The organism is Nocardia barduliensis (genome assembly GCF_013315795.1).
In the GTDB taxonomy this organism is placed as follows: domain Bacteria; phylum Actinomycetota; class Actinomycetes; order Mycobacteriales; family Mycobacteriaceae; genus Nocardia; species Nocardia barduliensis.
The window spans coordinates 21,824-41,350 of record NZ_JABLTE010000017.1 but is presented as its reverse complement, the minus strand read 5'-3'; the positions used below and the strand labels follow the sequence as shown (position 1 = coordinate 41,350).

Below are 19,527 nucleotides of genomic sequence, written 5' to 3'. Positions count from 1 at the left end.
TTGACGCGAGCCGGGACTCGACACATGGTAGAACAAGTTCTAATTTCGGCGTGGTCTGATCGGGGTGTGGCGCGTGTTGCCGGGGTTCCGCGCCTGCTCGGGACGAGTCCGGCATGGATCTGGTCGCCGGGTCTAGGGGGATATCGAGCCAATGAGTTGCATCGGACGAACTGGTCGTAGCTCAATTGCTGCGGGTTTTCGGATTGTGCGCCAATAAACGATGCAGTAAAGGTGCATCTAGCCGGTTCCGGGCTACAGTCGGGTGATGGGCATCGAGTATTCGAGCGTCATCGATCTTCCTCGGTCCGAGGTGTTCGCCTGGCACGCCCGTCCCGGCGCGCTGACCCGCCTGGCTCCGCCCTGGCAGCCGGTCTCGCCGCGCGCGGAATCCGATTCGCTCTCCGACGGGCAGGCGGTGCTCGGCCTGCCCGGCGGCCTGCGCTGGGTTGCCCGGCACGATCCGCGGGGGTACGACCCGCCGCGCCGTTTCGTCGACGCGGTCACCGTCGACGGAGTCGGCTCCTTGCCCGCCGGACTGTTGCCCTGGCGGCACACCCACGATTTCGAGGTCGTGGACGAGAACCGCACCCTGGTGGTGGACCGGGTGGACGCGCCGGTGCCCGCCACGGTGCTGCGTCCCATGTTCGCCTACCGCCACCGGCAGCTCGCCGACGATCTGGCGGCCCACGCGCGGGCGGCGCGGGCGGGTTTCGCGGGCAGGACGGTCGCCGTGACGGGCGCGTCCGGCCTGGTCGGCGCCGCGCTGGTCGCGTTCCTCACCACCGGAGGCCACCGCGTGGTGCGGCTGGTCCGGCACCCGCCCCGGGCGACGGACGAAAGGCAGTGGAACACCGGCGATCCCGCGCCGGACCTGCTGGACGGCGTGGACGCGGTGGTGCATCTGGCCGGGGCCTCCATCGCGGGCCGGTTCACCGCGAAACACAAGCGCGCGATCGCCGACAGCCGGATCGGGCCGACCCGGAAACTGGCCGAGGTGGCGGCGCGCGCGGGAGTGCCGGTCTTCGCCAGCGCCTCCGCGATCGGTTACTACGGTTCCGATCGCGGCGACGACACGCTGACCGAGCTGTCTCCGCGCGGTGACGGCTTCCTCGCCGACGTGGTGGAGGAGTGGGAGGCGGCCACGGCTCGCGCGGCCGAAGCGGGGGTGCGAGTGGTGCGCGTGCGCACCGGAATCGTGCAGTCCCCGCGCGGCGGCACGCTGCGACTGTTGCGCCCGCTGTTCACCGCCGGGCTGGGCGGACGCATCGGCGACGGTCGTCAGTGGTTGTCGTGGATCGGGATCGACGACCTGACCGATGTCTACCATCGGGCGCTCTGGGACGGCGACCTGTCCGGTGCGATCAATGCCGTTGCGCCGCAACCGGTTCGCAATGCCGAGTACACCGAGGTCCTCGCGGGTGTGCTGCACCGGCCCGCGCTGTTCCCGGTGCCGGGGTTCGCCCCTGGGCTGCTACTGGGTCGAGAAGGCAACCAGGAGTTGGCGTCCGCCTGCCAGCGGGTCGTCCCTCCACGGCTGGCCGAGGCCGGGCACCGGTTCCGCGCGCCGACGCTGGAGCCGGCGCTGCGGCATCTGCTCGGCAGGTCGACGGGCTGAAGTTCGGGTGCCTCGCCGCTGCCGATCACCCGCGCGGCGGATGTCCGTCGTTCCGGATGGAGTGTGCTAGTTGATTGCGAGACTGCGTGCTCGGCCGCTGACTACACGATGGCGGCGGTACTGCTGCATCGGTTGAGCATCGTTAGGTGATCGAGTCGAGGCCGACGCGCACCCGGCGAGGGACGATTTCGTACCGTGCCGTCCGCGGCAGCCGTCGAATGCTACGGCGCGAGTGATGGATTCAGGCGAGCCGGTCGGCGGCGTCGACCAGGCTGTCGACGCGCTCCACGCCGTCGGGAAGGAAGACCGCCTCCCATCCCGGGCCGCCGACCAGCACCCGGGCGTCCGCACCGAGGCAGGCGCGCACCGCGGAGGTCAACGCGGTGGACTCCTGTTGCGACCACAGCAGTACGGCGGCGGGGCGGTCGAACCGGGCGAGGGTGTCGGCGAGCGCGGCGGCGGGGACGTCGGCGCCGAGCATGTGCGCTCCGGTGCCGCGTTCGGCGAGTGCCGCGCGCAGCACTTCCAGCGGCAGCGAATGCGTCTCGCCGCTGGTGCAGGCGAGCACCACCGGCGTCGGACCGTCGGCCGTCGGCGGCGGGAACGTCCGGTGCAGCACCGAGATGACGCACCAGGACAGCAGGTGCTCGACGTCGACGCATCCCTCGCCGCCGAGCTGCCGATCGATGATGTCGGCGAAAGCTGGACGGCACAGCAGGTTCCAGGTGTCCACCACGCCGAACGCGCGGACGTGCGCGTCGAGCTGGCTCGACACCGAGCCGGTGTCCAGCGCGAAGGCCGCGCTCAGCAGTGCTTCGCGCCGACCGAGCGTTGGCGCGGGCCCGCGCACCGTCGCAGCCGCCCCGGCCGGGCTCGCGCCCGCGCGGATCAGGGTGAGCATCCGCTCGAGCATGGCGATGTCGGCCTCGGTGTACAGGCGGTGCTTGCCCGGACGGTGCTGCGGGGGCCCGATGTCGTAACGACGGTTCCAGCTGCGCAGCGTCGCGGTCGGGATGCCGAGACGTTCGGCGACCGCGCGCACCGTGTAACCGGCCGCGTCGGACACGGGTACGGAACCGGCGGGCATCGCCCTATTCTGCCCGGCGCCGCCGACGGAATCCGCCCCGCCCGGGCGGTCGCGTGGCGGGGTCGGTCCGCGCGGTCGCGGCACAGCGTCACCCTCGCCTGCCAAGGCACCGCTCCCTTCTGAAACTCCTGTGCATCAATTATGCATCGTTATATGCTACGGTGGTCCGCGTCGCCGATCTTTCTAGGAGTTAGCGTGAACCGCCGCAAGCTGTTGACTTCCACCCGCCTGCTCGCGGGGGCGGTCTCGGCGCTGGCCGCGTCGGTGCTCGCGGCGGGTGGCGTCACCGCGGCGCCCGGCCCGGTCACCGGACCCGCGCCGGTGCCGCGCCTTGAGCTGGACAGGTACCTGGGCACGTGGCGGCAGCTCGCCGCCGTGCCGCAGTACTTCAACCTGGCCTGCGCGCGCGACACGCAGGCGAACTACGCGCTCGACCCGCAGGGCGATATCGCGGTGCGCAACACTTGCACCACGTGGGCGAACACGCGCAACGAGATCAGCGGCACGGCGCGGGTCACCGACCCGGAGACCAGCGCGCAGCTGCACGTCAGCTTCCCCGGCGTGCCGAGCCAGGACCGACCGGACGGGCCGCCGAACTACATCGTCACCGCGCTCGGCCCGGACTACTCGTGGGCGCTGGTCACCGATCCGAGCCGGACATCCGGGTTCGTCCTGGCCCGCGCCGCGGCGCTGGACGCGGACGCCTGGCAGCAGGTGCGCGCGGCGATCACCGCGGTCGGTCAGAACCCGTGCGTGTACCTCACCTCCCCGACGACGGGCGGTGACTCGCGCATCGTCCCGCTCTGTGTGGGGTGATCGACATGCTCGGCGTTCGTGAGGGTCGCGTCGTAGGCGGTATGGCTGAGCCGCCCGATGTCGCCCCGGCGCGGCCCTCATGGGCGCCGAGCACGGTCGTGTCGCCCTTGATTCGGGAAGGTTCGACGGTGAACAGTTATGGCGCGCAGGGGAAGCGCGTCCGATGACCGTCACCATCGCTCTGTTCACCCGCGACCTGCGGGTGCGGGACAACCCGGTGCTCACGGCCGCGCACTTGGAGGGCGCGGCGGTGGTACCGCTGTTCGTCCTCGACGACGCCATCCTCTCCGGCCGCTTCGCCGCGCCGAACCGCGCCCGGTTTCTGCGCGCGGCGCTCGCCGAACTGGACGACGAATTGCGCGCCATCGGCGGCAGCCTGGTCCTGCGCCGCGGCGAGGTGGCCGCGGAGGTCGACCGCGTGGTCGCGGAGGTGCACGCCGAGAGCGTGCACCTGGCCGCCGACGTCAGCGGCTACAGCCGCCGCCGGGAACGCGCCCTGCGTGAGCGTCTCGCGCGCCGCGACTGTCTGCTGCACACGCATCCCGCCACCATCACCGCCGTGGACCCGGAGTCGCTGCTGCCCGCCACCGGGCGCGACCACTTCGCGGTCTTCAGCCCGTATTTCCGGCGCTGGTCGCAGGCGCCACAACGCAAACCGCTCGGCAAGCCGCGCGATCTGACGGTGCCCCAGGTGTCGAGCTTGCCGCTGCCGGACGCGGGCGAACTGTGCGCGGGCCCCACTTCGCCGCGGCTGGCCGTCGGCGGCGAGACCACGGGAAGGAAGATCCTGCGGGACTGGCTTTCCGGGCCGATCGAGCACTACGCGCGCGACAACGACGATCTTGCCGCCGACGCCACTTCGCGGCTGTCGCCGTATCTGCATTTCGGCTGCGTGTCCCCGGTCGAGCTGGTGCATCGGGTGGACATGTCCACCGAGGGCGGGCACGCGTTCGCCCGGCAGCTGGCCTGGCGCGACTTCCACCACCAGCTGCTGGCTGCCCGCCCGTCCGCGGCCTGGTCGGACTACCGCGAACGCGCGATCCGCTGGCGCACGGACGAGCAGGCCGTCGACGCATGGCGGGAGGGGCGCACCGGGCATCCGATCGTGGACGCCGGAATGCGGCAGCTGCGCGCGGAGGGCTGGATGCACAACCGGGCGCGGCTGATCACCGGCAGCTTCCTGACCAAGTCGCTGCGCGTCGACTGGCGGGTCGGGGCGGAGCATTTCCTGCGCTGGCTGGTGGACGGCGACCTGGCGAACAATCAGCTCAACTGGCAGTGGGTGGCCGGTACCGGCACCGACACCAGGCCGAACCGGGTGCTCAACCCGCTGCGCCAAGCCGAACGATACGACCCGGACGGCGCTTACGTGCGGCGCTGGGTTCCCGAACTCGCGCACCTGCCCGGGGCGAGCATCCATCGCCCGTGGCGCGCGGGCGTCGACCCGGCGGACTATCCGGGGCCGATCATCGATTTCGTCGGAATGTGATGCCGCGAGGCGCGGCTATCGGGGTAGCTCGCTCGGCCGGTCGGCGACGATCGCGGGCACGGCGTCGGCGACCTCCTCGAAGGCTCGCACCACGTTCTCCACTTCGTCGCTGACCTCTCGCATCCCGGCCACCGCCGCGAGGTCGTCGGTGTCGAAATACCATCGCGCGAACAGGCGGCGGAAAGCGTCGTCGGCGTCTTCGGCCAGCCGGAGGATCTCGGCGCGATACCACGCGGCCCAGGTGGGGTCGAACGGTGCCGCGAACAGTCCGGCGGTGTGTCGACCGCATTCCTCGACGATGCCGATGACCTCGGCGAGTTCGTCCGCGACGGATGTCACGCGGTGCCGGTTCGCGCGCTCGGCGCTCGTCCGGAGGTGGGTCAGGACGCTGTGCATGGCCCGGCCGAGGTGACGGTGGTCGGCCGTGGCCGTACTCGGCGTGCCCGCGCCGCGGTCGGCGAGCATCGCGATCCCCGCGTCCACCGCCGCGTGATCGGCGGGGTCTCGGCGAAGGCCGCCGAGTATCGCTGTGGCTTGCCCGATTGCGCTCGCCGTATCCCGAAAACAGTCCTGGTCTCTTCGGGTCAACGGGTGCGACGACACAGGCGCTCCTGACGGTAGATGGAAAGGTCTGCGCGGTGCGGAATTCCGCATCCACGGCCGCGATGGCTGCGCGACACAGATGATTCGAAGAGACGGGCGTCCTGGATCAACCCGTCTCGACAGCCTTCCGCCACGATTCCGATACCCGGATCATGCGTCTGCGTGGCCGGTCGTCCGGCGCGAAGGGTGGCCGGAATCGGGCGATTCCGGCGTGCGCTTCCGAATCGCCGTCGCGCGCGCTTGAATTGAGGGGTCGAGGATTCACCATGCCCGAGGAAAGGGGCCTGTCATGGGCACCGTCGAGATCGCCATCACCATCGGCCGCATCGTGGACACCCTGCAGAAAGCGCTCATCCTGCTCATCCTCTGAGCGCATGGTGGTTCCCGGGCGAGCGGACCAGGGCCGCTGGGAGTCACGGAGCCCTCGCCCGGTCGATCAGTCGTCGTACGCCGACCGGTGAAAAACCTGTGCTCGACCACGATGTCGGCAAGGCCCGGATGTTGTGAGCCTGTGCACGCACCGCGTTCAGGTCGATTACCGCGCAGGTATTCGACCTGACCGCGTTTTTCGGCGAGGCTCGGGGCATGGTGACGAACAGCATGCGGCAGTCCCACTCTCCACTGGCCGGTGCGCTGCGCGGGCTGGCGCTCGGCCGGGTTGCGCTGGGGTCGGCCGCCCTCGTGGCCCCTGCGACGTTGACCAAGGCGCTCGGCGTGCGCCCCACGCCCGAACTCGACTACATGACCCGCATCTTCGGCGCACGGGCGATCGCGCTCGGTCTCGGATACCTCACCGCGCCCGCCGAAGAGCTGCCCCGCTGGCAGCGCCTGGCGTTGCTGGTGGACATCCTCGACACGACGCACGGCGGCGTGCGCGTGCTCCGCGGCGACGTCCCGCGCCCGACCGCCGTCGCGCTGGTCGCGTTGACCGGCGGCTACATGCTCGTCGGCGCGACCCGCCTGGCCAGGGACCTGCCGAAAATCCTGCTGCCGCTTCGTCCACCGCGGGCCTGACCGGCGGGGCAACTCGCCGACGCGTGGTCAGGCGGGAGCGGACAGTAGCGCGGTGGCGGTCGATTCGGCGACCGTGCGGGCGAGTTCGGGGATTTCGGCGCGGTCGCCGTCCAGGATCAGCAGCCAGGCGAAGATCGGGCCGAGCAGCAGGGCGTGCACCGTGGCCGGGTCGGGTGACACGGCCAGTTCGCCGCGGGCCACCGCGCGGGCGAGCACTTCGATCACGGCCTGTCGTTCCCGTTCGAGGAAGGTTTCGGCGAAGCGGGCGCTCAGCGCGGGATCGGCGTAGATGTCGGCGAGCAGTCCGGCGAGCACGTCGGTCGGCGCGCCGCCGAGTTGGGCGGCGATGGTCCGGGTGAGGGCGGCCAAGTCCGCGCGCAGGGTGCCTGCGTCGGGAGGCGGCTGCTCCCGCATGTCGTGCACCGTCGCGGCGAAGATCATCTCCTGCTTCGTGGCATAGCGCCGATAGATCGCGGCCTTGCCGATGCCGGCTGTCGCCGCCACGGCGTCCACCGTGAGTCCGGCGTAGCCGCGCTCGGCCAGGAGTTCTCGGGTGGCCCGGACGATGGCGAGATCGACCTCACTGTTGCGCGGACGTCCTTGGCCTTGTCGCGGTTTCGGCACAGCTCTACTATACGGAACTGTCAGTATCGGAACTGCCAGTTCCGTAATGGAGGGTGATTCGACATGATCAAGTGGGCAGGAAGTCTCCTGGTGTTCCTCGGACTCGGGCACACACTAGGGAGCTGGGTGTTGGTCGCTCCCGACCACGCGGGCTCGTGGTTCACCGCGCGGCTGTGGAGCCCGGAGGAGGGGATCAGCGAGATGAGCCCGGCTATGGCGTCGTTCTGGCTGACCACCGGTAGCTTCGGTGTGCCGTTGGTCCTGGTCGGCGTGCTCGTCCTGTGGCTGGATCGGCGGGGCATCGTGCCGCCGCCGTTCGTCGCGTGGACGCTGGGCATCTGGTCCGTGGTCGCCGGTGTCATCCTCGAGCCCGCACCGTGGGCGCTGGCCTGGGTCGCGGTGGGGCTGCTCGCGGTAGGGGCTCGGCGTGCCGTTCACGCGGCGCAGCCCGCGGCCGCGCCACGGTGAGCGCTCAGGAAGCGACTCGAGCGCGGCGTCGGGTCACCGCGGCCCGACCGGCCGCTCCGGGTTCGGCGCGTCCGAGGGCTCGCGGGGCAGCACCACCGTGAAGGTGCTGCCCCGGCCCGGTTCGCTCTGGACCGAGACCCGCCCGCCGTGCGCCGTGACCAGTGCTCGGACGATGGACAGGCCGAGCCCGGTGCCACCGCTGGCGCGGGTGCGCGAGGCGTCCGCGCGGTAGAACCGTTCGAACACGCGGGCGGTGGCATCGGGTGACAGTCCGGGACCGGCGTCGATCACGTCGAGGCGGACGCGGTCGGGCGCGGCCGTCAGCCGCACGGTGACCGCCGCGTCGCGCGGGGTGTGGGTGAGGGCGTTGCCGAGCAGGTTGGCCAGTACCTGGCGCAGGCGGGCCTCGTCGCCGATGACGTCCAGGGTGCCCTCGCCGTCGCCGATCTCCAGCGTGATCGGACGGTCCGGCGCGGCGGGGGACGGCTGATCGCGGGCGGCGATCGCCCTGGCGTTGTGCACGGCGTCGCCAGCCAGCGCGAGCAGGTCGACGGGCTTACGCGCCAGCGGGCGCTTCTCGTCCAGCCGTGCCAGCAACAGCAGATCCTCGACGAGCAGACCCATCCGCTCGGCCTCGGCCTCGATCCGGCCGACCACCATCCCGGCGTCCGTGCTGGCGCCCTGCCGGTAGAGCTCGGCGAAACCGCGAATCGTGGTCAGCGGCGTGCGCAGCTCGTGGCTCGCGTCGGCGACGAAGCGACGCATCCGCGCCTCCGAGCGCCGGGCCGCCTCCTCCGACGCCTCGGTGGCGGCCACGCCGTGCTGGATCTGCGCGAGCATCTCGTTCAACGACCGCGCCAGATGGTCGACCTCGGTGTCGACCCCGCGCACCGGCACCCGCCGGTGCAGGTCACCGCCCGCGATCGCGGCCGCGGTCCGCTCCACCTCGCGCAGCGGCCGCAGGCTGCGCCGGATCACCACGTAGCCGACGACGCCCAGGGCAAGCAAAGCCACTGCCCCCGTGCCGATCTCGAAGAAGATCAACCGGGAGACCGTCTCCTGGTTGTCGGTCAGGGGCAGGCCGATGGTGGTGGAACCGTACTGGTTCGTGGTGGTCAGCACTCGCCAGTCCACCGAAGAACCGTCCGAGGACGGCACCGTCGCCGGTGTGCCCGGTGTCGTGCCGCCGAGGGCGGGAGATTCGGCGCTGTTGCCGCCCGGCGGGTCCGGATACACCTGCCCGTCGGCGCCCGTGCGCAGTTCGAAGAACCGGCGCGGCTGCTCGCCTGCCGACCTCGGCGGCACGGGCGCGGCGGGCAGGTCGGCCGGAATCCATTGCACGCCACCGTCGGTGGTGATCACCTGACGCATCGGACGCGGCTGCGCCCAGGACCGGGCCGCGTCGTAGAGTTGCTCGTCGGTGCGCTGGGTCAGCGATCGGCTCAGTGCCGAGGTCACCGCCGCCCCCGAGGCGAACAGCGCCGTCGCCGTCAGCAACAGCAGCGCGATCACCAGCCCCACCCGCAGCGGGACCGCCGATATCCGCCGCGCGATTTCCGCCCGCGCGCTCACGTCCAGCTCGGCTGGGGTTCGCGCAGCACGTAGCCCACCCCGCGCAGTGTGTGCAGCGGCTTAGGTCCGGTGGTGTCGACCTTGCGCCGTTCGTCGTCGACGATGAGGACGCGAGCTTCGGGTTCGCGACTGGTCATGAGCCCATGGTCGCGCCGCGAGCACCGAGCAATCTGCGAGCGAGCTGGGTGTTTCCTGTGGACGCTCCCACCCGCCGCCGCTCGGCGGCGCGGACGCCGAGGACGAAGTAGCCGATCTGCCGGGATCAGTCGTGGGCGACTCGCCGCGACCGGGTCAGCAGCGCGCCGTCGGCGCGGACGAGCACGTCGTGCACGACGCAGCTCGGCGCGATCTCCGGCTTGCTGCCCGGCCGGATCTTGACCACCAGGCAATAGGCGGTGGACACGATGGTCCCGTCGTCCTGCGGCTGCAGATTGATCATGTTGAACCAATGCCTGCGCTGCATCGGGTCGGTCTCGAAGCGCTTGTGGAACTCGACCAGGTCCGCGATGATGCCCGCCCTGGTCCGGGCAGGCGCGATGCCCGGGGTGTGCTCGAATTCCGCGTCCTCGGTGAAGGTCGCGGCGTAGCCGGGGATGTCGCGGTTGTCCAGCCGCTGCATCTGCTCGGCGTAGAACTGCTGGACCTCGGCGTACAACTCGGTGCGGCTTGTGACGGTGGTCATGGTGGCTCCTCTGGACGCGGCGGGGCTCGGCTGCACGCCACAGTGGCCGACGCTGCTAGAGCCTCGGTCGAGCCGCGGTCCGCGACCGGCGGTTGACCGGATCTATAGGACGCGGGTCGACCCTGGTGGTCGAAATGCCCGGGGTACTCGGAAGAACGACCGATGGAGGAGTCATGGCGAAGAATCGGCGCGTCGCGCTGGTCACCGGAGCGACCAGTGGAATGGGTTTGGAGATCACCAAAAGCCTGGCGGCGCAGGGCATCGCGGTGTTCCTCTGCGCTCGCGATCAGCAGCGGGTGACCGACACGGTGAAGAGCTTGCAGGACGACGGTCACGAAGTGGACGGCACGGTATGCGACGTCGCCGACGCCGCGCAGGTCCGCGAATACGTGGACGCGGGTGTGCGGCGCTACGGTCCGGTCGACATCCTGATCAACAACGCGGGCCGCAGCGGCGGAGGCGTCACCGCGCAGGTGCCCGACGAGCTGTGGTTCGACGTGATCAACACCAACCTCAACAGCGTGTTCCTGATGACGAAGGCGGTGCTGAACGCGGGCGGCATGCTCGAACGCGGCAGCGGCCGGATCGTCAACATCGCCTCCACCGGCGGCAAACAGGGCGTGGTGCACGGCGCTCCGTACTCCGCGTCCAAGCACGGCGTGGTCGGCTTCACCAAGGCGCTCGGGCTCGAACTGGCCAAGACCGGGATCACCGTGAACGCGGTGTGCCCGGGATTCGTGGAGACGCCGATGGCTGAGCGCGTACGCGAGGTGTATTCCGGTCTGTGGGGTGTGGACACCGACGAAGTGCACGCCAGGGTCAGTGCGCGGGTCCCCATCGGCCGCTACGTGCAACCGTACGAGGTGGCGGCGATGGTCGACTATCTGATCGGCCCCGGGGCGGGCGCCGTCACCGCGCAGGCGCTGAACGTCTGTGGCGGACTGGGCAATTACTGACGAGGGGTGAGGGCAATGACCGCAGTGGAAGAGAACGCCCCCGCCACCGGGCACGAGGACTACCTCCGGGTGCTCGAGGCGATCCAGACCGGCGCGCTGCAGTTGCTCGCGGGTTTCCCGCGGCCGCCGAGCGCGCTGCGCTTCCAGGTGGGGGAGGTGACCGTCGAGGCCGAGTGGCAGGCGGCCGCCCCGTCCGCGCCCGTGGCGGTCGCCGCGGCGCCCGGGGAAGCCGCCGCGGAGCCGCAGGCGCTCGGGGCGGTCGTGCGAGCCCCCAGCGTCGGCGTGTTCTATCGGTGCCCCGAGCCCGGCGCGGACCCTTTCGTGGCCGTCGGCGACCGGGTGAGCGCCGGGCAGCAGATCGCCATCGTCGAGGCGATGAAGTTGATGATCCCGGTGACGGCCCAGGCCGGTGGCGTGATCACCGGGATACTCAAGGAAGACAACGAACCGGTCCAATTCGATGAGCCGTTGTTCTCGTATACGCCGGAATGACGGTCCCGATTCAGGCGGGCGGGTGGCTGCGACGCCAGGTGAGCACCCGGCGTTGCGTCCGCCCGTCCACCTGCGCGGCGCCGATGAGCGTCAGCACATCCGCGTTCAGCGACATCTGCCGCACCTGCTCGGTGCGCGCCCACGCCGGGTTGGAGCACACGCTGATCGCGTGCACCACCTCCGCGCCGGATCGCCGCCAGGTGCCCGCGTAGCCCATGAACGGGGTGGCTGCCTCGGCCCCGTCCGTGCGCATCATGCTCACCGACATGTAGCCGTGCGCGCCGTAGATCAGCAGGCCGCGCGGCGCGTCGCCGAGCGGGCCCTCGCTGGTGACGTCCCGTTCGTCGATGTCGTAGTAGGACACCAGTTCCCAGGTGCCCACAAGATCGGTCGCGTTCATGGCACCGACGATGACGGCTGCCGCTCTAGTCACGCTGTAGCCGGTCGATGGGCGAAGCGGTGACTGATCCGGACCAGCTGCCAGACGACCTCCAGCTCCTCGTGATCGCGCGGTCCGTAGACCATCACCAGCGTTCCCGGCAGGTATCCCTGCCGGGCCATCGGATGCTGTTCCGCCCACCCCTGCCGGAGCGCCTGCGCCACGACTTCTCTCGGCAGGCACAAGTGCAGGCTGCCGTCGCCGTGCCCGTGCAGGTGGGCGAATTCGCTGCCCGCGAGGTACGCCTCGCGGGGCCCATGGGCCATCGCGGGCCGCAGGTGCAGGGCCCGGGTGTCGGGTACGGATACGCTGCTGCGGCCGGGCAGGACGTCGGCGAGCGTGGTCATCCGCGACCACAGCTGCTCTTGCAGGTCGGGTGGCGAGATCTGGCTGAGCTGCTGGTGCGGAGTGTGCGCACGGGTGCGCGGCCGTTCGCCGGAGCGGCGCGGCAGGTTCAGGCGCCCGTCCACTGTTGTCGTCGTCATGACTGTGCTCCCTTCGGATTTCGCGTGCTCGCGACCCTGGGAAACACATTACTTTCCAAAGTATAGTAGTAACCAAGGGGAAAGTGACGCACCGGGAGGACGTATGACAACCGCGCCTGAAACCTCCGTCGACCCCTGCCCGATCACACCGGTCATCGATCTGGTGTTCGGCCGCTGGTCCACCCAAGTGCTCTGGGTTCTCACCCACGACGGCCGGCTTCGCTTCACCGAACTGCAACAGCGGATCCCCGGCCTGACGCCCAAGGTCCTCACCCAGCGCTTGCGCCAGCTCGAACGCGACGGCCTGGTCGCGCGCACCTACCACGCCGAGGTCCCGCCGCGCGTCGAATACGAGGCGACCGCGCTGGCCAGGACGCTGACCCCGGTGTTCAGCAGCATCGTGGCCTGGTCGGGTGAACATCTCGGCGAGGTCCTGGCGGCGCGCGCCGCCTATGACGCGGGTGCGATCTGACCCGATCCGGCACGCGAGGAAGCCGGTCGTCCAGGAGACGACCGGCTCCGCGCCGGGGCCGGGATCAGCCGGCCGGTGCCGATTCGGGCGCCCTTTGCAGCAGGCATCCGGCCAATTCGCGCGGCATCGTGATCATGCAGTCGTGCCCGGTGGGGAGCACGTGGAGGCGGTCGGAAGGCAGGTCGGCGGGCGGCAGGGTGCGTGGCATCGCCGCGCGCATCGCCTTGAAGTCCGCGCCGCCTTCGCCGCAGTGGACGTGCGTCACCGGAATGGCAGCCAGCGCTTCCGGGTTCGCCAACCTCATCGGTTGCTGGAAGGTCTTCAGCGATTGCGGCGTCTGCATGGACGCCACCCAGCTGAGGTCGGGTTCCGTCGTGACGCCGTAGAGTCCGCCGTCACCCGTCGGCTCGGTTTGCGGCGGCACGCGCCAGCCGTCGCCGGTGGCCGTCGCCGCGGCCGCGAAGGCGTCGACCATGCCCGGCATGATGTCGGCGACCGCTTCGCCGTCACGGGGCACGAAGGTATCGATGTAGACCAGTTCGGCGATGCGGTCCGGCAGCGCGTCGGCCAGGGCGGTGATCACGATGCCGCCGTAGCTGTGGCCGGCCAGCACGATGCCGGTCAGGTCCTCGGTGGTGATCAGGTCGATCAGGTCCTGGACATGGGTGTCCAGGCCGACGTCCGCGGTGAGCAGGTCCGCGCGGTCACCGAGACCGACCAGCGAGGGGGCCAGGACGCGGTGGCCCGCGTCCTCGAGCAGCGGGGCCACCCGCTGCCAGACCCATCCGCCGTGGAAGGCGCCGTGGATGAGCAGGTAGGTCGACACGATCAGTTCTCCCTGAGTCTCGTTATGGCCGTGACGTTTCCGATCGAGGCCGCGGGCGGCACCGGCTCGGGCCGGATGCCGAGGCCGATCACCCGGGCTACCAGCCGGGGCAGGCGCGGGAAACGGCGGAGCAGCCGGACCAGCAGCGGCTTGTCGGTCCCGGGGCGTCCCGCGCTGGGGTAGAGATCGGCCAGCAGGTGCAACTGCGCGAATTGCACGACGCGCATGGGTAATTCGCGGCGGTGCTGGATGGTGCGCAGCTGAGCCGTGGAGGGCGTCGCCCCCGCGGCGAGGATCGGTCCCAGTAACCGGGCGGTCGCGATGGCGTCCTGGATCGCCAGGTTGATCCCGACCCCGCCCGCCGGGGACATCGCGTGCGCCGCGTCCCCGATCGCCACCAGTCCCGGGCGGTACCAGCGGCGCAGCCGATCCACCCGGACGTCGAGCGGTTTCACGTCGTCCCAGTGCAGGATCTCCGCGTCCAGATACGGCGCGAGCACCGGATAGATGGCGGCCAGGTCCGCGCGGAACCGTGCGATCCCCGCGTCCCGGATCGTCGCGAAGCCACCCTTCGGGATCATGTACGCGACCTGGAGATAATCCCCCCGATCGATACAGACGATGAAGAATCCCTTCCCACTGCGCACGGTGGGCAGCCGTTCGCCCTCCGGCTTGCCGATCCGGAACCAGAGCACGTCCATGGGCGCCGCGCTGGCGGCGACCTCGAGCAGCCCGGACCGGCGCACGATCGAATGTCGCCCGTCGGCCGCGATCACCAGGTCGGCGGCGACCTCGAGCGGTCCATCGGCCGTCACGGCGCGGACGCCCGCCACCGCGCCGTCGCACTGGATCAGCTCGGTGACCTCCGCTTGCCGCACCAACCGGAAGCCGGGATAGCGGCCGCCCGCCTCGGCGAGGAAATTCAGCACGTCCCACTGCGGCATGAACGCCACGAACGGGAACGGGCCGGGCAGGGCGCTGAAGTCCGCGAACACCACCGGACCGGTCGCGGTCGCCATCGGCAGCTGGGGCAGCTCGACGTGCGGCAGTGCGAGGAATTCCTCGGCCAGTCCGAGTTCGTCCATCGCGAGCAGTGTCGAGGGGTGCACGGTGTCGCCGCGGAAATCCCGCAAGAAGTCCGGATGCTTCTCCAGCACGAGCACTTCGACGCCGGAGCGTGCCAGCAGCAGACCCGTCATCAGTCCGGCGGGGCCGCCGCCGAGCACGCAGACCCGGACGGACTCGGATCTCACGCCAGGCATGTCGGCACCCGCCCGCCGTTGTAGAGCACCATTTCGTCGAATATCGCGAGCACGTCCAGCGGCTCACCGAGCCGCCTGCCGGTCAGTTCCGCGTCCGCGCGATACAGGTTGCCGACCAACCGCTCCTGATCGACCAGGTCGGCGAACTCGCCGTGGTCGGCCTCGAGCGCGATCGCCAGCGGCGTCAGCCCGAGCGCGCGTCCCTCCGCGGCCAGCTTCTGTACCCAGCTCAGGTACCGCAGCGTCTGGTCGAAGATCTCCGGCCCGGTGACCGGGCCGTGCCCGGCGACGACCGTCTCGGCGCCCAGCGCGGCCAGCCGCCGAACCGCGGTCATCGTGCCGCTGACCGAGCCCATCAGGCAGAACGGCGCCGCGCCCGCCATCACCAGGTCCCCGGCGAAGAGCACGCGCTCTTCGGGCAGCCACGCCACCACGTCGTTGGTGGTGTGCGCGGCGGTTCCGAAGTGGATGAGTTCCACCCGGCGCTCGCCCCGGTGCAAGGTCAGGCGGAAGTTGAAGGTGATGCTGGGCAACGTGACCCGTACGTCGCCCCATTCGACGTCCGGCCACAGCTTCGTCAGCGCCAGCCCCGTCTCGATCATCTCCGGCCGGATCCGGTCGTGGCCGATGACGACGGCGGCCGGTCCGAACAGGTGGTTGCCGAAGTTGTGGTCGCCGTGGTGGTGGGTGTTCACGATGGTGCGGGCCGGGCCGGTGCCGAGCCCGTCGACGAACTCGACGAGGGCGCGGGTGCGTCCCTCCGTCGCCAGCGTGTCGATCACCACCGCGCCGTCCGGCCCGACCAGCACGCCTGCGTTGCTGACGCACCAGCCGCCGCGGTTGTGCGTGTAGGCGTAGACGCCGTCGGCGATCTCCCGCACGCGCGGTATCGCGGCGGTTTCCGTGGCGGTCATGTCGGCGACTTCGTCGTCGCGGCGTAGCGCTGCGCGCACCGCAGCGTGTTGCGGCTGTTTGCCGACAGCGCCTCGGTCAGATACGCGCGGGCGTCGGCGAGATCGGTGGCCGCGCCGAGTATTTCGCGCGCGGCCGCGGGATTGATCGCCACCGTGTGCCGCGCGGTCACCACCGCGCCGTCCGGTCCGTCGGCGAACTCCCATGCGCCGCTGTGGCCGAACAGTATCGCGGGCGGCACCAGCTGCTTGTAATCGATCCGCAGGCCGGGGAAGCACACTCGGATCGATGTGGTGGTGTGCGGGATACCGCCCGCGGTCACCGTGTCCATCTCCATCAGCTGCACGCCCTCGGAATCCTCGGTGAGCTCGATGCGGCCGACGTGCGGCACCCGCTCGGGCCAGCGTTCGCTGTGGTAGACGAAGTCGTATACCTCGGCGGCCGAGCAGTCCAGCGTCACCGTGTCCTCGAAGGTGTGGATCACCTCGTCCACCGGGTGGCCGAGTTCGGCGATGCGGGCCAGCGCCGTGAGCTCGCTCTCGCTGTTGCGGTCCACCGCCGCCGCGACCTCATCGGGATCGACGCCGTCCACCACGGTGAAGTGGTGGTCCAGCGTGACCTTCGTCGTGCCGGGGGTGATCTCCCGGAACGACCAGCCGCCGCCCATCGACGCGATGGGCGCCTGACTGCGTTCCTGCTCGAAGACGATGCGGCGCTGACCGGCGTCCAGCACCCGCCGCGAGGTCCAGTTCCGCACTTCGCCGCCGACGGTCGCCCACAGCTGGAAGCGCTCCTGCTCCGGCTCGCGGTGCAGGTGGCGCACCAGCACGCTGGGCTCGAAGATCACCGGCCATCTGGTCACATCGGCGACCAGGCCGTAGACGACCTCGGGCGCCGCTTGCACCACCTTCGAGTGGGTCAGCACCGTGGCGTTCATGCCACACCCCGCAGTTGGGCGTTCACGATGTCGACCAGCTCTTGCGGCGTCTTGACCTCGATGAGCTGTTCCTCCGGGATCGTCACGCCGAAGTCGCGCTGGATCCGCGCCGCGGTCTCGATGAGCGCGAGCGAGTCGTAGCCCAGCTCCTCGAATTCCACGGCGGCGATGTCGCCGTCGAGTTCGGCGAGATCCTCGCCGCCCGCGCAGGCCACGAGAATGCTGCGCAATTCGGTGATGGTCATGGTCATGAGTCGCTCCTGGGCAGTTCTCGGTCGGACACGGCGCGCACGACGACCGCGGAGTTGAAACCCCAGCGCCCGCGAGCCAGAACGAGCGCGCCGCCGACGGTGGCGGTGCGCGGTGCGCCGAGAACCAGGTCGATCCGGTAGTCCTCGGCGAGCGTGGTGGTGCGGGCGGTCGGCGGGATCACCGAGTCCCGCATCGCCAGCAGCGCGGTGACGACGTCGAGCGGGCCCGCACCGGAGAACAGGCGCCCGGTCAGCGGCTTCGACGCGGTGACCGGAACGCCGCAGGGCCCGAACAGGGCCTCGATGGCGGCGGCCTCGTCGCGGTCGCGGTCGGGTAGGCCGGAGGCGTCGGCGAACACCACATCGATGTCACCGGTCGTCATCCCGGCGTCGGCCAGCGCGAGTTCGGCGGCGCGACGCAGGCCCGTCGGCCGGCCGGAACCGGGCGGCGGGTCGAAGGTCGAGGCGTACCCGGCGATCTCGCCGTGCACCTTCGGCACGCCGCGAGCCCGCGCGGCGGCGGCGTCCTCGACGACCAGCATCGCACCGCCCTCACCGGGCACGTATCCGGCCGCGGCGGTGTCGAACGGCAGATAGGCGCGCTCGGGGTCGGTGGCGGTGCTCACCGCGCCGCTGGACAGATGAGCGGCCCAGCCCCACGGGTCCAGCGCGGAGTCGACGCCACCGGTGACCACCAGCGGCGTCCCGCGTCGCACGGTGCGGCGCGCGTGGCCGATCGCGTCCAGCCCGCCCGCCTGCTCGGCGACCAAGGCGCTGCTCGGACCGCGCATGCCGTGCCGGATAGAGATCTGGCCGGTGTTGACCGCGTAGAACCACGCGAAGGACTCGTACACGCTGACGTGCTCGGAGCCGAGCGACCACAGTTTGTGGAACTCGCGATGGGTGAATTCGAATCCGCCGGAGGCGTTCCCGGTCACCACGCCCATGTCGTAGTCGGTCAGCGTGGTGGTGTCCACCTTCGCGTCGTCCAGCGCCCACTGCGCGGCGACCAGCGCCATCCGGGTCGAGATGTCCGTCTGCGGCAGCAGCCGGCTCGGCAGGTGCTCACCGGCGTCGAAATCGGCGACCTGGCCGGCCAGACGCGCCGCCGAGCGGCTGGTGTCGAAGCGGGTGAGCGGCGCGATGCCGCCGCGCCCGGCGAGCACGGCGTCCCAGAAACGTTCCACACCGTGTCCGTTCGGCGCGAGCACCCCCATTCCGGTCACGAGGATCATGCCGCCACCGCCTCCGCCTTGCGCAGCACCATCGCGCTCTGGAAGCCGCCGAATCCGCTGCCCACGGTGAGCACGGTGTCCATCCGGTGGTCCCGTGCGACCAGTGGCACGTAGTCCAGATCGCATTCGGGATCGGGTTCGTGCAGATTCGCCGTCGGGGGCACCACCTGGTGTTCCAGCGCGAGCAGCGAGGCGGCGATCTCGACCGAGCCGATCGCGCCGAGCGAGTGCCCCACCATCGATTTGATCGAGCTCATCGGCGTGGCGTAGGCGTGCGCACCGAGGCTGCGTTTCACCGCGGCGGTCTCGTGCCGGTCGTTCTGCCTGGTGCCGGAGCCGTGCGCGTTGACGTAGTCCACGCCAGTCGGGTCGATCCGGGATTCGTCGAGCGCGACCCGGATCGCCTCGGCCATCTCGCGGCCGTCCGCCTTCAGCCCCGTCATGTGATAGGCGTTGCACCGGGTCGCGTAACCGGTGATCTCGGCGTAGATGTGCGCGCCGCGCTTGCGGGCGCTCTCGTAGGCCTCCAGCACGAACATCGCGGCGCCCTCGGCGAGCACGAATCCGTTGCGGGAGTTGTCGAACGGCCGCGAGGCCACCTCCGCCTCGTCGTTGCGCGGTGTGGTCGCTTTGATCGCGTCGAAGCAGGCCACCACGATCGGTGTGATGGGGGTGTCCGACGCGCCCGCAACCATGACGTCGGCCGAGCCCTCGCGGATCAGCTGCACGGCGTGCCCGACCGAGTCCAGTCCCGAGGTGCACCCGTTGGAGACCATCGCAACCGGTCCCTCGGCCCCCACACTCCAGGCCACTTCCGCGGGCATCACGCTGGGAATCATGTAGTCGAACATGTGCGGCGAGAGGTACGTCTCGTCGACCAGCCAGTTCTTCCCGGAGTCCGACAGCACCAGGTACTCGCGCTCCAGGCTGGTGGCCGCGGCGACCGCACTGCCGAGGCTCACGCCGAGCCGGTGCGGATCGAACCCGGCGAGGTCGAACCCGCTGTCGGCCACCGCCTCCCGCGCGCAGACCACGGCGAACTGCACCGCCCGGTCCATGCGCCGGATCTCCCTGGGCGACAACCCTTCGCGCGCCGGGTCGAAGTCCGCTTCGCCGGCCACCTGGGACCGGTACGGCGAGGCGTCGAAGAACGAGATCCGCCGCGTCGCGGTGCGGCCTTCCGACAGCAGCTTCCAGAACTCGTCCTTGCCCGACCCGCCGGGCGCGCGGACGCCGAGCCCGGTGACGACGACGCGGCGGATCACCGCGCACCACCGGATGCGTTGGCTT

General features: G+C 70.6%; 23 protein-coding genes. 8 read left to right on the top strand and 15 right to left on the bottom strand.

Annotated elements, in window-relative coordinates:
- Positions 1–265 precede the first annotated feature (265 nt).
- Complete coding sequence (locus HOV91_RS10150; protein ID WP_174185197.1) at positions 266–1,615, top strand: TIGR01777 family oxidoreductase; 1,350 nt, start codon at positions 266–268, stop codon at positions 1,613–1,615.
- Between the two features lie 241 nt (positions 1,616–1,856).
- On the opposite strand, the gene HOV91_RS10145 is transcribed toward HOV91_RS10150, so the two are convergent.
- Positions 1,857–2,702, bottom strand: coding sequence for a MerR family transcriptional regulator (locus HOV91_RS10145; RefSeq protein WP_174185196.1), 846 nt, complete (start codon positions 2,700–2,702; stop codon positions 1,857–1,859).
- A 195-nt stretch (positions 2,703–2,897) separates the two neighbouring features.
- Between HOV91_RS10145 and HOV91_RS10140 the strand changes: the two genes are divergently transcribed.
- Positions 2,898–3,518 (top strand): lipocalin family protein, encoded by a 621-nt coding sequence (locus HOV91_RS10140; RefSeq protein WP_312884547.1) that lies wholly within the window; start codon positions 2,898–2,900, stop codon positions 3,516–3,518.
- A 163-nt stretch (positions 3,519–3,681) separates the two neighbouring features.
- Positions 3,682–5,007 (top strand): cryptochrome/photolyase family protein, encoded by a 1,326-nt coding sequence (locus HOV91_RS10135; protein WP_174185194.1) that lies wholly within the window; start codon positions 3,682–3,684, stop codon positions 5,005–5,007.
- A 15-nt stretch (positions 5,008–5,022) separates the two neighbouring features.
- On the opposite strand, the gene HOV91_RS10130 is transcribed toward HOV91_RS10135, so the two are convergent.
- A complete protein-coding gene (locus HOV91_RS10130; RefSeq protein WP_174185193.1) occupies positions 5,023–5,490 on the bottom strand; it encodes a hypothetical protein in 468 nt (155 codons plus the stop codon).
- Positions 5,491–6,195: 705 nt separating this feature from the next.
- Between HOV91_RS10130 and HOV91_RS10125 the strand changes: the two genes are divergently transcribed.
- The gene (locus HOV91_RS10125; protein WP_246349961.1) at positions 6,196–6,624 is read left to right on the top strand and encodes a hypothetical protein; all 429 of its coding nucleotides are present in this window, start codon (positions 6,196–6,198) and stop codon (positions 6,622–6,624) included.
- Positions 6,625–6,651: 27 nt separating this feature from the next.
- Here the strand turns inward: HOV91_RS10125 and HOV91_RS10120 are convergent, their stop codons facing one another.
- Positions 6,652–7,248, bottom strand: coding sequence for a TetR/AcrR family transcriptional regulator (locus tag HOV91_RS10120; protein ID WP_174185192.1), 597 nt, complete (start codon positions 7,246–7,248; stop codon positions 6,652–6,654).
- A gap of 63 nt (positions 7,249–7,311) precedes the next feature.
- Here HOV91_RS10120 and HOV91_RS10115 point away from each other — a divergent pair, with 63 nt between their 5' ends.
- Entirely contained in the window at positions 7,312–7,716 is a 405-nt protein-coding gene (locus HOV91_RS10115) for a DUF6463 family protein (RefSeq protein WP_174185191.1), read from the top strand.
- Positions 7,717–7,749: 33 nt separating this feature from the next.
- On the opposite strand, the gene HOV91_RS10110 is transcribed toward HOV91_RS10115, so the two are convergent.
- The 3 genes from HOV91_RS10110 to HOV91_RS10100 all read right to left on the bottom strand — a co-directional run bounded on the left by HOV91_RS10110 (position 7,750) and on the right by HOV91_RS10100 (position 9,970).
- Positions 7,750–9,288 carry a sensor histidine kinase gene (locus tag HOV91_RS10110; RefSeq protein ID WP_312884546.1) on the bottom strand — a complete coding sequence of 513 codons (1,539 nt, stop codon included), beginning with the start codon at positions 9,286–9,288 and terminating at the stop codon, positions 7,750–7,752.
- Positions 9,285–9,425 carry a hypothetical protein gene (locus tag HOV91_RS10105; protein WP_217440091.1) on the bottom strand — a complete coding sequence of 47 codons (141 nt, stop codon included), beginning with the start codon at positions 9,423–9,425 and terminating at the stop codon, positions 9,285–9,287. The genes HOV91_RS10110 and HOV91_RS10105 overlap by 4 nt, the downstream gene beginning before the upstream one ends.
- Before the next feature lie 125 nt (positions 9,426–9,550).
- Positions 9,551–9,970, bottom strand: coding sequence for a nuclear transport factor 2 family protein (locus HOV91_RS10100; RefSeq protein WP_174185190.1), 420 nt, complete (start codon positions 9,968–9,970; stop codon positions 9,551–9,553).
- A gap of 173 nt (positions 9,971–10,143) precedes the next feature.
- Between HOV91_RS10100 and HOV91_RS10095 the strand changes: the two genes are divergently transcribed.
- Together HOV91_RS10095 and HOV91_RS10090 are read left to right on the top strand one after the other, a co-directional pair.
- Positions 10,144–10,926, top strand: a complete 783-nt coding sequence (locus HOV91_RS10095) for an SDR family NAD(P)-dependent oxidoreductase (protein ID WP_174185189.1) — start codon at positions 10,144–10,146, stop codon at positions 10,924–10,926.
- A gap of 15 nt (positions 10,927–10,941) precedes the next feature.
- Positions 10,942–11,418 (top strand): acetyl-CoA carboxylase biotin carboxyl carrier protein, encoded by a 477-nt coding sequence (locus HOV91_RS10090; protein ID WP_174185188.1) that lies wholly within the window; start codon positions 10,942–10,944, stop codon positions 11,416–11,418.
- Between the two features lie 10 nt (positions 11,419–11,428).
- On the opposite strand, the gene HOV91_RS10085 is transcribed toward HOV91_RS10090, so the two are convergent.
- The gene (locus tag HOV91_RS10085; RefSeq protein ID WP_174185187.1) at positions 11,429–11,818 is read right to left on the bottom strand and encodes a lipocalin-like domain-containing protein; all 390 of its coding nucleotides are present in this window, start codon (positions 11,816–11,818) and stop codon (positions 11,429–11,431) included.
- 29 nt (positions 11,819–11,847) lie between these two features.
- Complete coding sequence (locus HOV91_RS10080) at positions 11,848–12,342, bottom strand: luciferase domain-containing protein (protein ID WP_174185186.1); 495 nt, start codon at positions 12,340–12,342, stop codon at positions 11,848–11,850.
- A gap of 103 nt (positions 12,343–12,445) precedes the next feature.
- Here HOV91_RS10080 and HOV91_RS10075 point away from each other — a divergent pair, with 103 nt between their 5' ends.
- On the top strand, positions 12,446–12,814 hold the full coding sequence (locus tag HOV91_RS10075) for a winged helix-turn-helix transcriptional regulator (protein ID WP_174185185.1): 369 nt from the start codon (positions 12,446–12,448) through the stop codon (positions 12,812–12,814).
- A 64-nt stretch (positions 12,815–12,878) separates the two neighbouring features.
- On the opposite strand, the gene HOV91_RS10070 is transcribed toward HOV91_RS10075, so the two are convergent.
- The 7 genes from HOV91_RS10070 to HOV91_RS10040 are packed head-to-tail and all read right to left on the bottom strand — an operon-like array spanning position 12,879 to position 19,502.
- Entirely contained in the window at positions 12,879–13,640 is a 762-nt protein-coding gene (locus HOV91_RS10070; RefSeq protein WP_174185184.1) for an alpha/beta fold hydrolase, read from the bottom strand.
- 2 nt (positions 13,641–13,642) lie between these two features.
- A complete protein-coding gene (locus HOV91_RS10065) occupies positions 13,643–14,902 on the bottom strand; it encodes an FAD-dependent oxidoreductase (protein WP_174185183.1) in 1,260 nt (419 codons plus the stop codon).
- On the bottom strand, positions 14,890–15,816 hold the full coding sequence (locus HOV91_RS10060) for an MBL fold metallo-hydrolase (protein WP_174185182.1): 927 nt from the start codon (positions 15,814–15,816) through the stop codon (positions 14,890–14,892). The genes HOV91_RS10065 and HOV91_RS10060 overlap by 13 nt, the downstream gene beginning before the upstream one ends.
- On the bottom strand, positions 15,813–16,751 hold the full coding sequence (locus HOV91_RS10055; RefSeq protein WP_174185181.1) for an aromatase/cyclase: 939 nt from the start codon (positions 16,749–16,751) through the stop codon (positions 15,813–15,815). The genes HOV91_RS10060 and HOV91_RS10055 overlap by 4 nt, the downstream gene beginning before the upstream one ends.
- On the bottom strand, positions 16,748–17,002 hold the full coding sequence (locus HOV91_RS10050; protein ID WP_217440052.1) for an acyl carrier protein: 255 nt from the start codon (positions 17,000–17,002) through the stop codon (positions 16,748–16,750). Before HOV91_RS10050 ends, HOV91_RS10055 begins: the two co-directional genes overlap by 4 nt.
- Positions 16,999–18,237, bottom strand: a complete 1,239-nt coding sequence (locus HOV91_RS10045) for a ketosynthase chain-length factor (RefSeq protein ID WP_174185180.1) — start codon at positions 18,235–18,237, stop codon at positions 16,999–17,001. Before HOV91_RS10045 ends, HOV91_RS10050 begins: the two co-directional genes overlap by 4 nt.
- Entirely contained in the window at positions 18,234–19,502 is a 1,269-nt protein-coding gene (locus HOV91_RS10040; RefSeq protein WP_174185179.1) for a beta-ketoacyl-[acyl-carrier-protein] synthase family protein, read from the bottom strand. The genes HOV91_RS10045 and HOV91_RS10040 overlap by 4 nt, the downstream gene beginning before the upstream one ends.
- Positions 19,503–19,527 lie beyond the last annotated feature (25 nt).

Bases quoted from the DNA above. Each gene is read 5' to 3' on its own strand.
- HOV91_RS10150 (WP_174185197.1), top strand. From the start codon at position 266: ATGGGCATCGAGTATTCGAGCGTCATCGATCTTCCTCGGTCCGAGGTG.
- HOV91_RS10145 (WP_174185196.1), bottom strand. From the start codon at position 2,702: ATGCCCGCCGGTTCCGTACCCGTGTCCGACGCGGCCGGTTACACGGTG.
- HOV91_RS10135 (WP_174185194.1), top strand. From the start codon at position 3,682: ATGACCGTCACCATCGCTCTGTTCACCCGCGACCTGCGGGTGCGGGAC.
- HOV91_RS10125 (WP_246349961.1), top strand. From the start codon at position 6,196: ATGGTGACGAACAGCATGCGGCAGTCCCACTCTCCACTGGCCGGTGCG.
- HOV91_RS10115 (WP_174185191.1), top strand. From the start codon at position 7,312: ATGATCAAGTGGGCAGGAAGTCTCCTGGTGTTCCTCGGACTCGGGCAC.
- HOV91_RS10105 (WP_217440091.1), bottom strand. From the start codon at position 9,425: ATGACCAGTCGCGAACCCGAAGCTCGCGTCCTCATCGTCGACGACGAA.
- HOV91_RS10100 (WP_174185190.1), bottom strand. From the start codon at position 9,970: ATGACCACCGTCACAAGCCGCACCGAGTTGTACGCCGAGGTCCAGCAG.
- HOV91_RS10095 (WP_174185189.1), top strand. From the start codon at position 10,144: ATGGCGAAGAATCGGCGCGTCGCGCTGGTCACCGGAGCGACCAGTGGA.
- HOV91_RS10090 (WP_174185188.1), top strand. From the start codon at position 10,942: ATGACCGCAGTGGAAGAGAACGCCCCCGCCACCGGGCACGAGGACTAC.
- HOV91_RS10085 (WP_174185187.1), bottom strand. From the start codon at position 11,818: ATGAACGCGACCGATCTTGTGGGCACCTGGGAACTGGTGTCCTACTAC.
- HOV91_RS10080 (WP_174185186.1), bottom strand. From the start codon at position 12,342: ATGACGACGACAACAGTGGACGGGCGCCTGAACCTGCCGCGCCGCTCC.
- HOV91_RS10075 (WP_174185185.1), top strand. From the start codon at position 12,446: ATGACAACCGCGCCTGAAACCTCCGTCGACCCCTGCCCGATCACACCG.
- HOV91_RS10065 (WP_174185183.1), bottom strand. From the start codon at position 14,902: ATGCCTGGCGTGAGATCCGAGTCCGTCCGGGTCTGCGTGCTCGGCGGC.
- HOV91_RS10060 (WP_174185182.1), bottom strand. From the start codon at position 15,816: ATGACCGCCACGGAAACCGCCGCGATACCGCGCGTGCGGGAGATCGCC.
- HOV91_RS10055 (WP_174185181.1), bottom strand. From the start codon at position 16,751: ATGAACGCCACGGTGCTGACCCACTCGAAGGTGGTGCAAGCGGCGCCC.
- HOV91_RS10050 (WP_217440052.1), bottom strand. From the start codon at position 17,002: ATGACCATGACCATCACCGAATTGCGCAGCATTCTCGTGGCCTGCGCG.
- HOV91_RS10045 (WP_174185180.1), bottom strand. From the start codon at position 18,237: ATGATCCTCGTGACCGGAATGGGGGTGCTCGCGCCGAACGGACACGGT.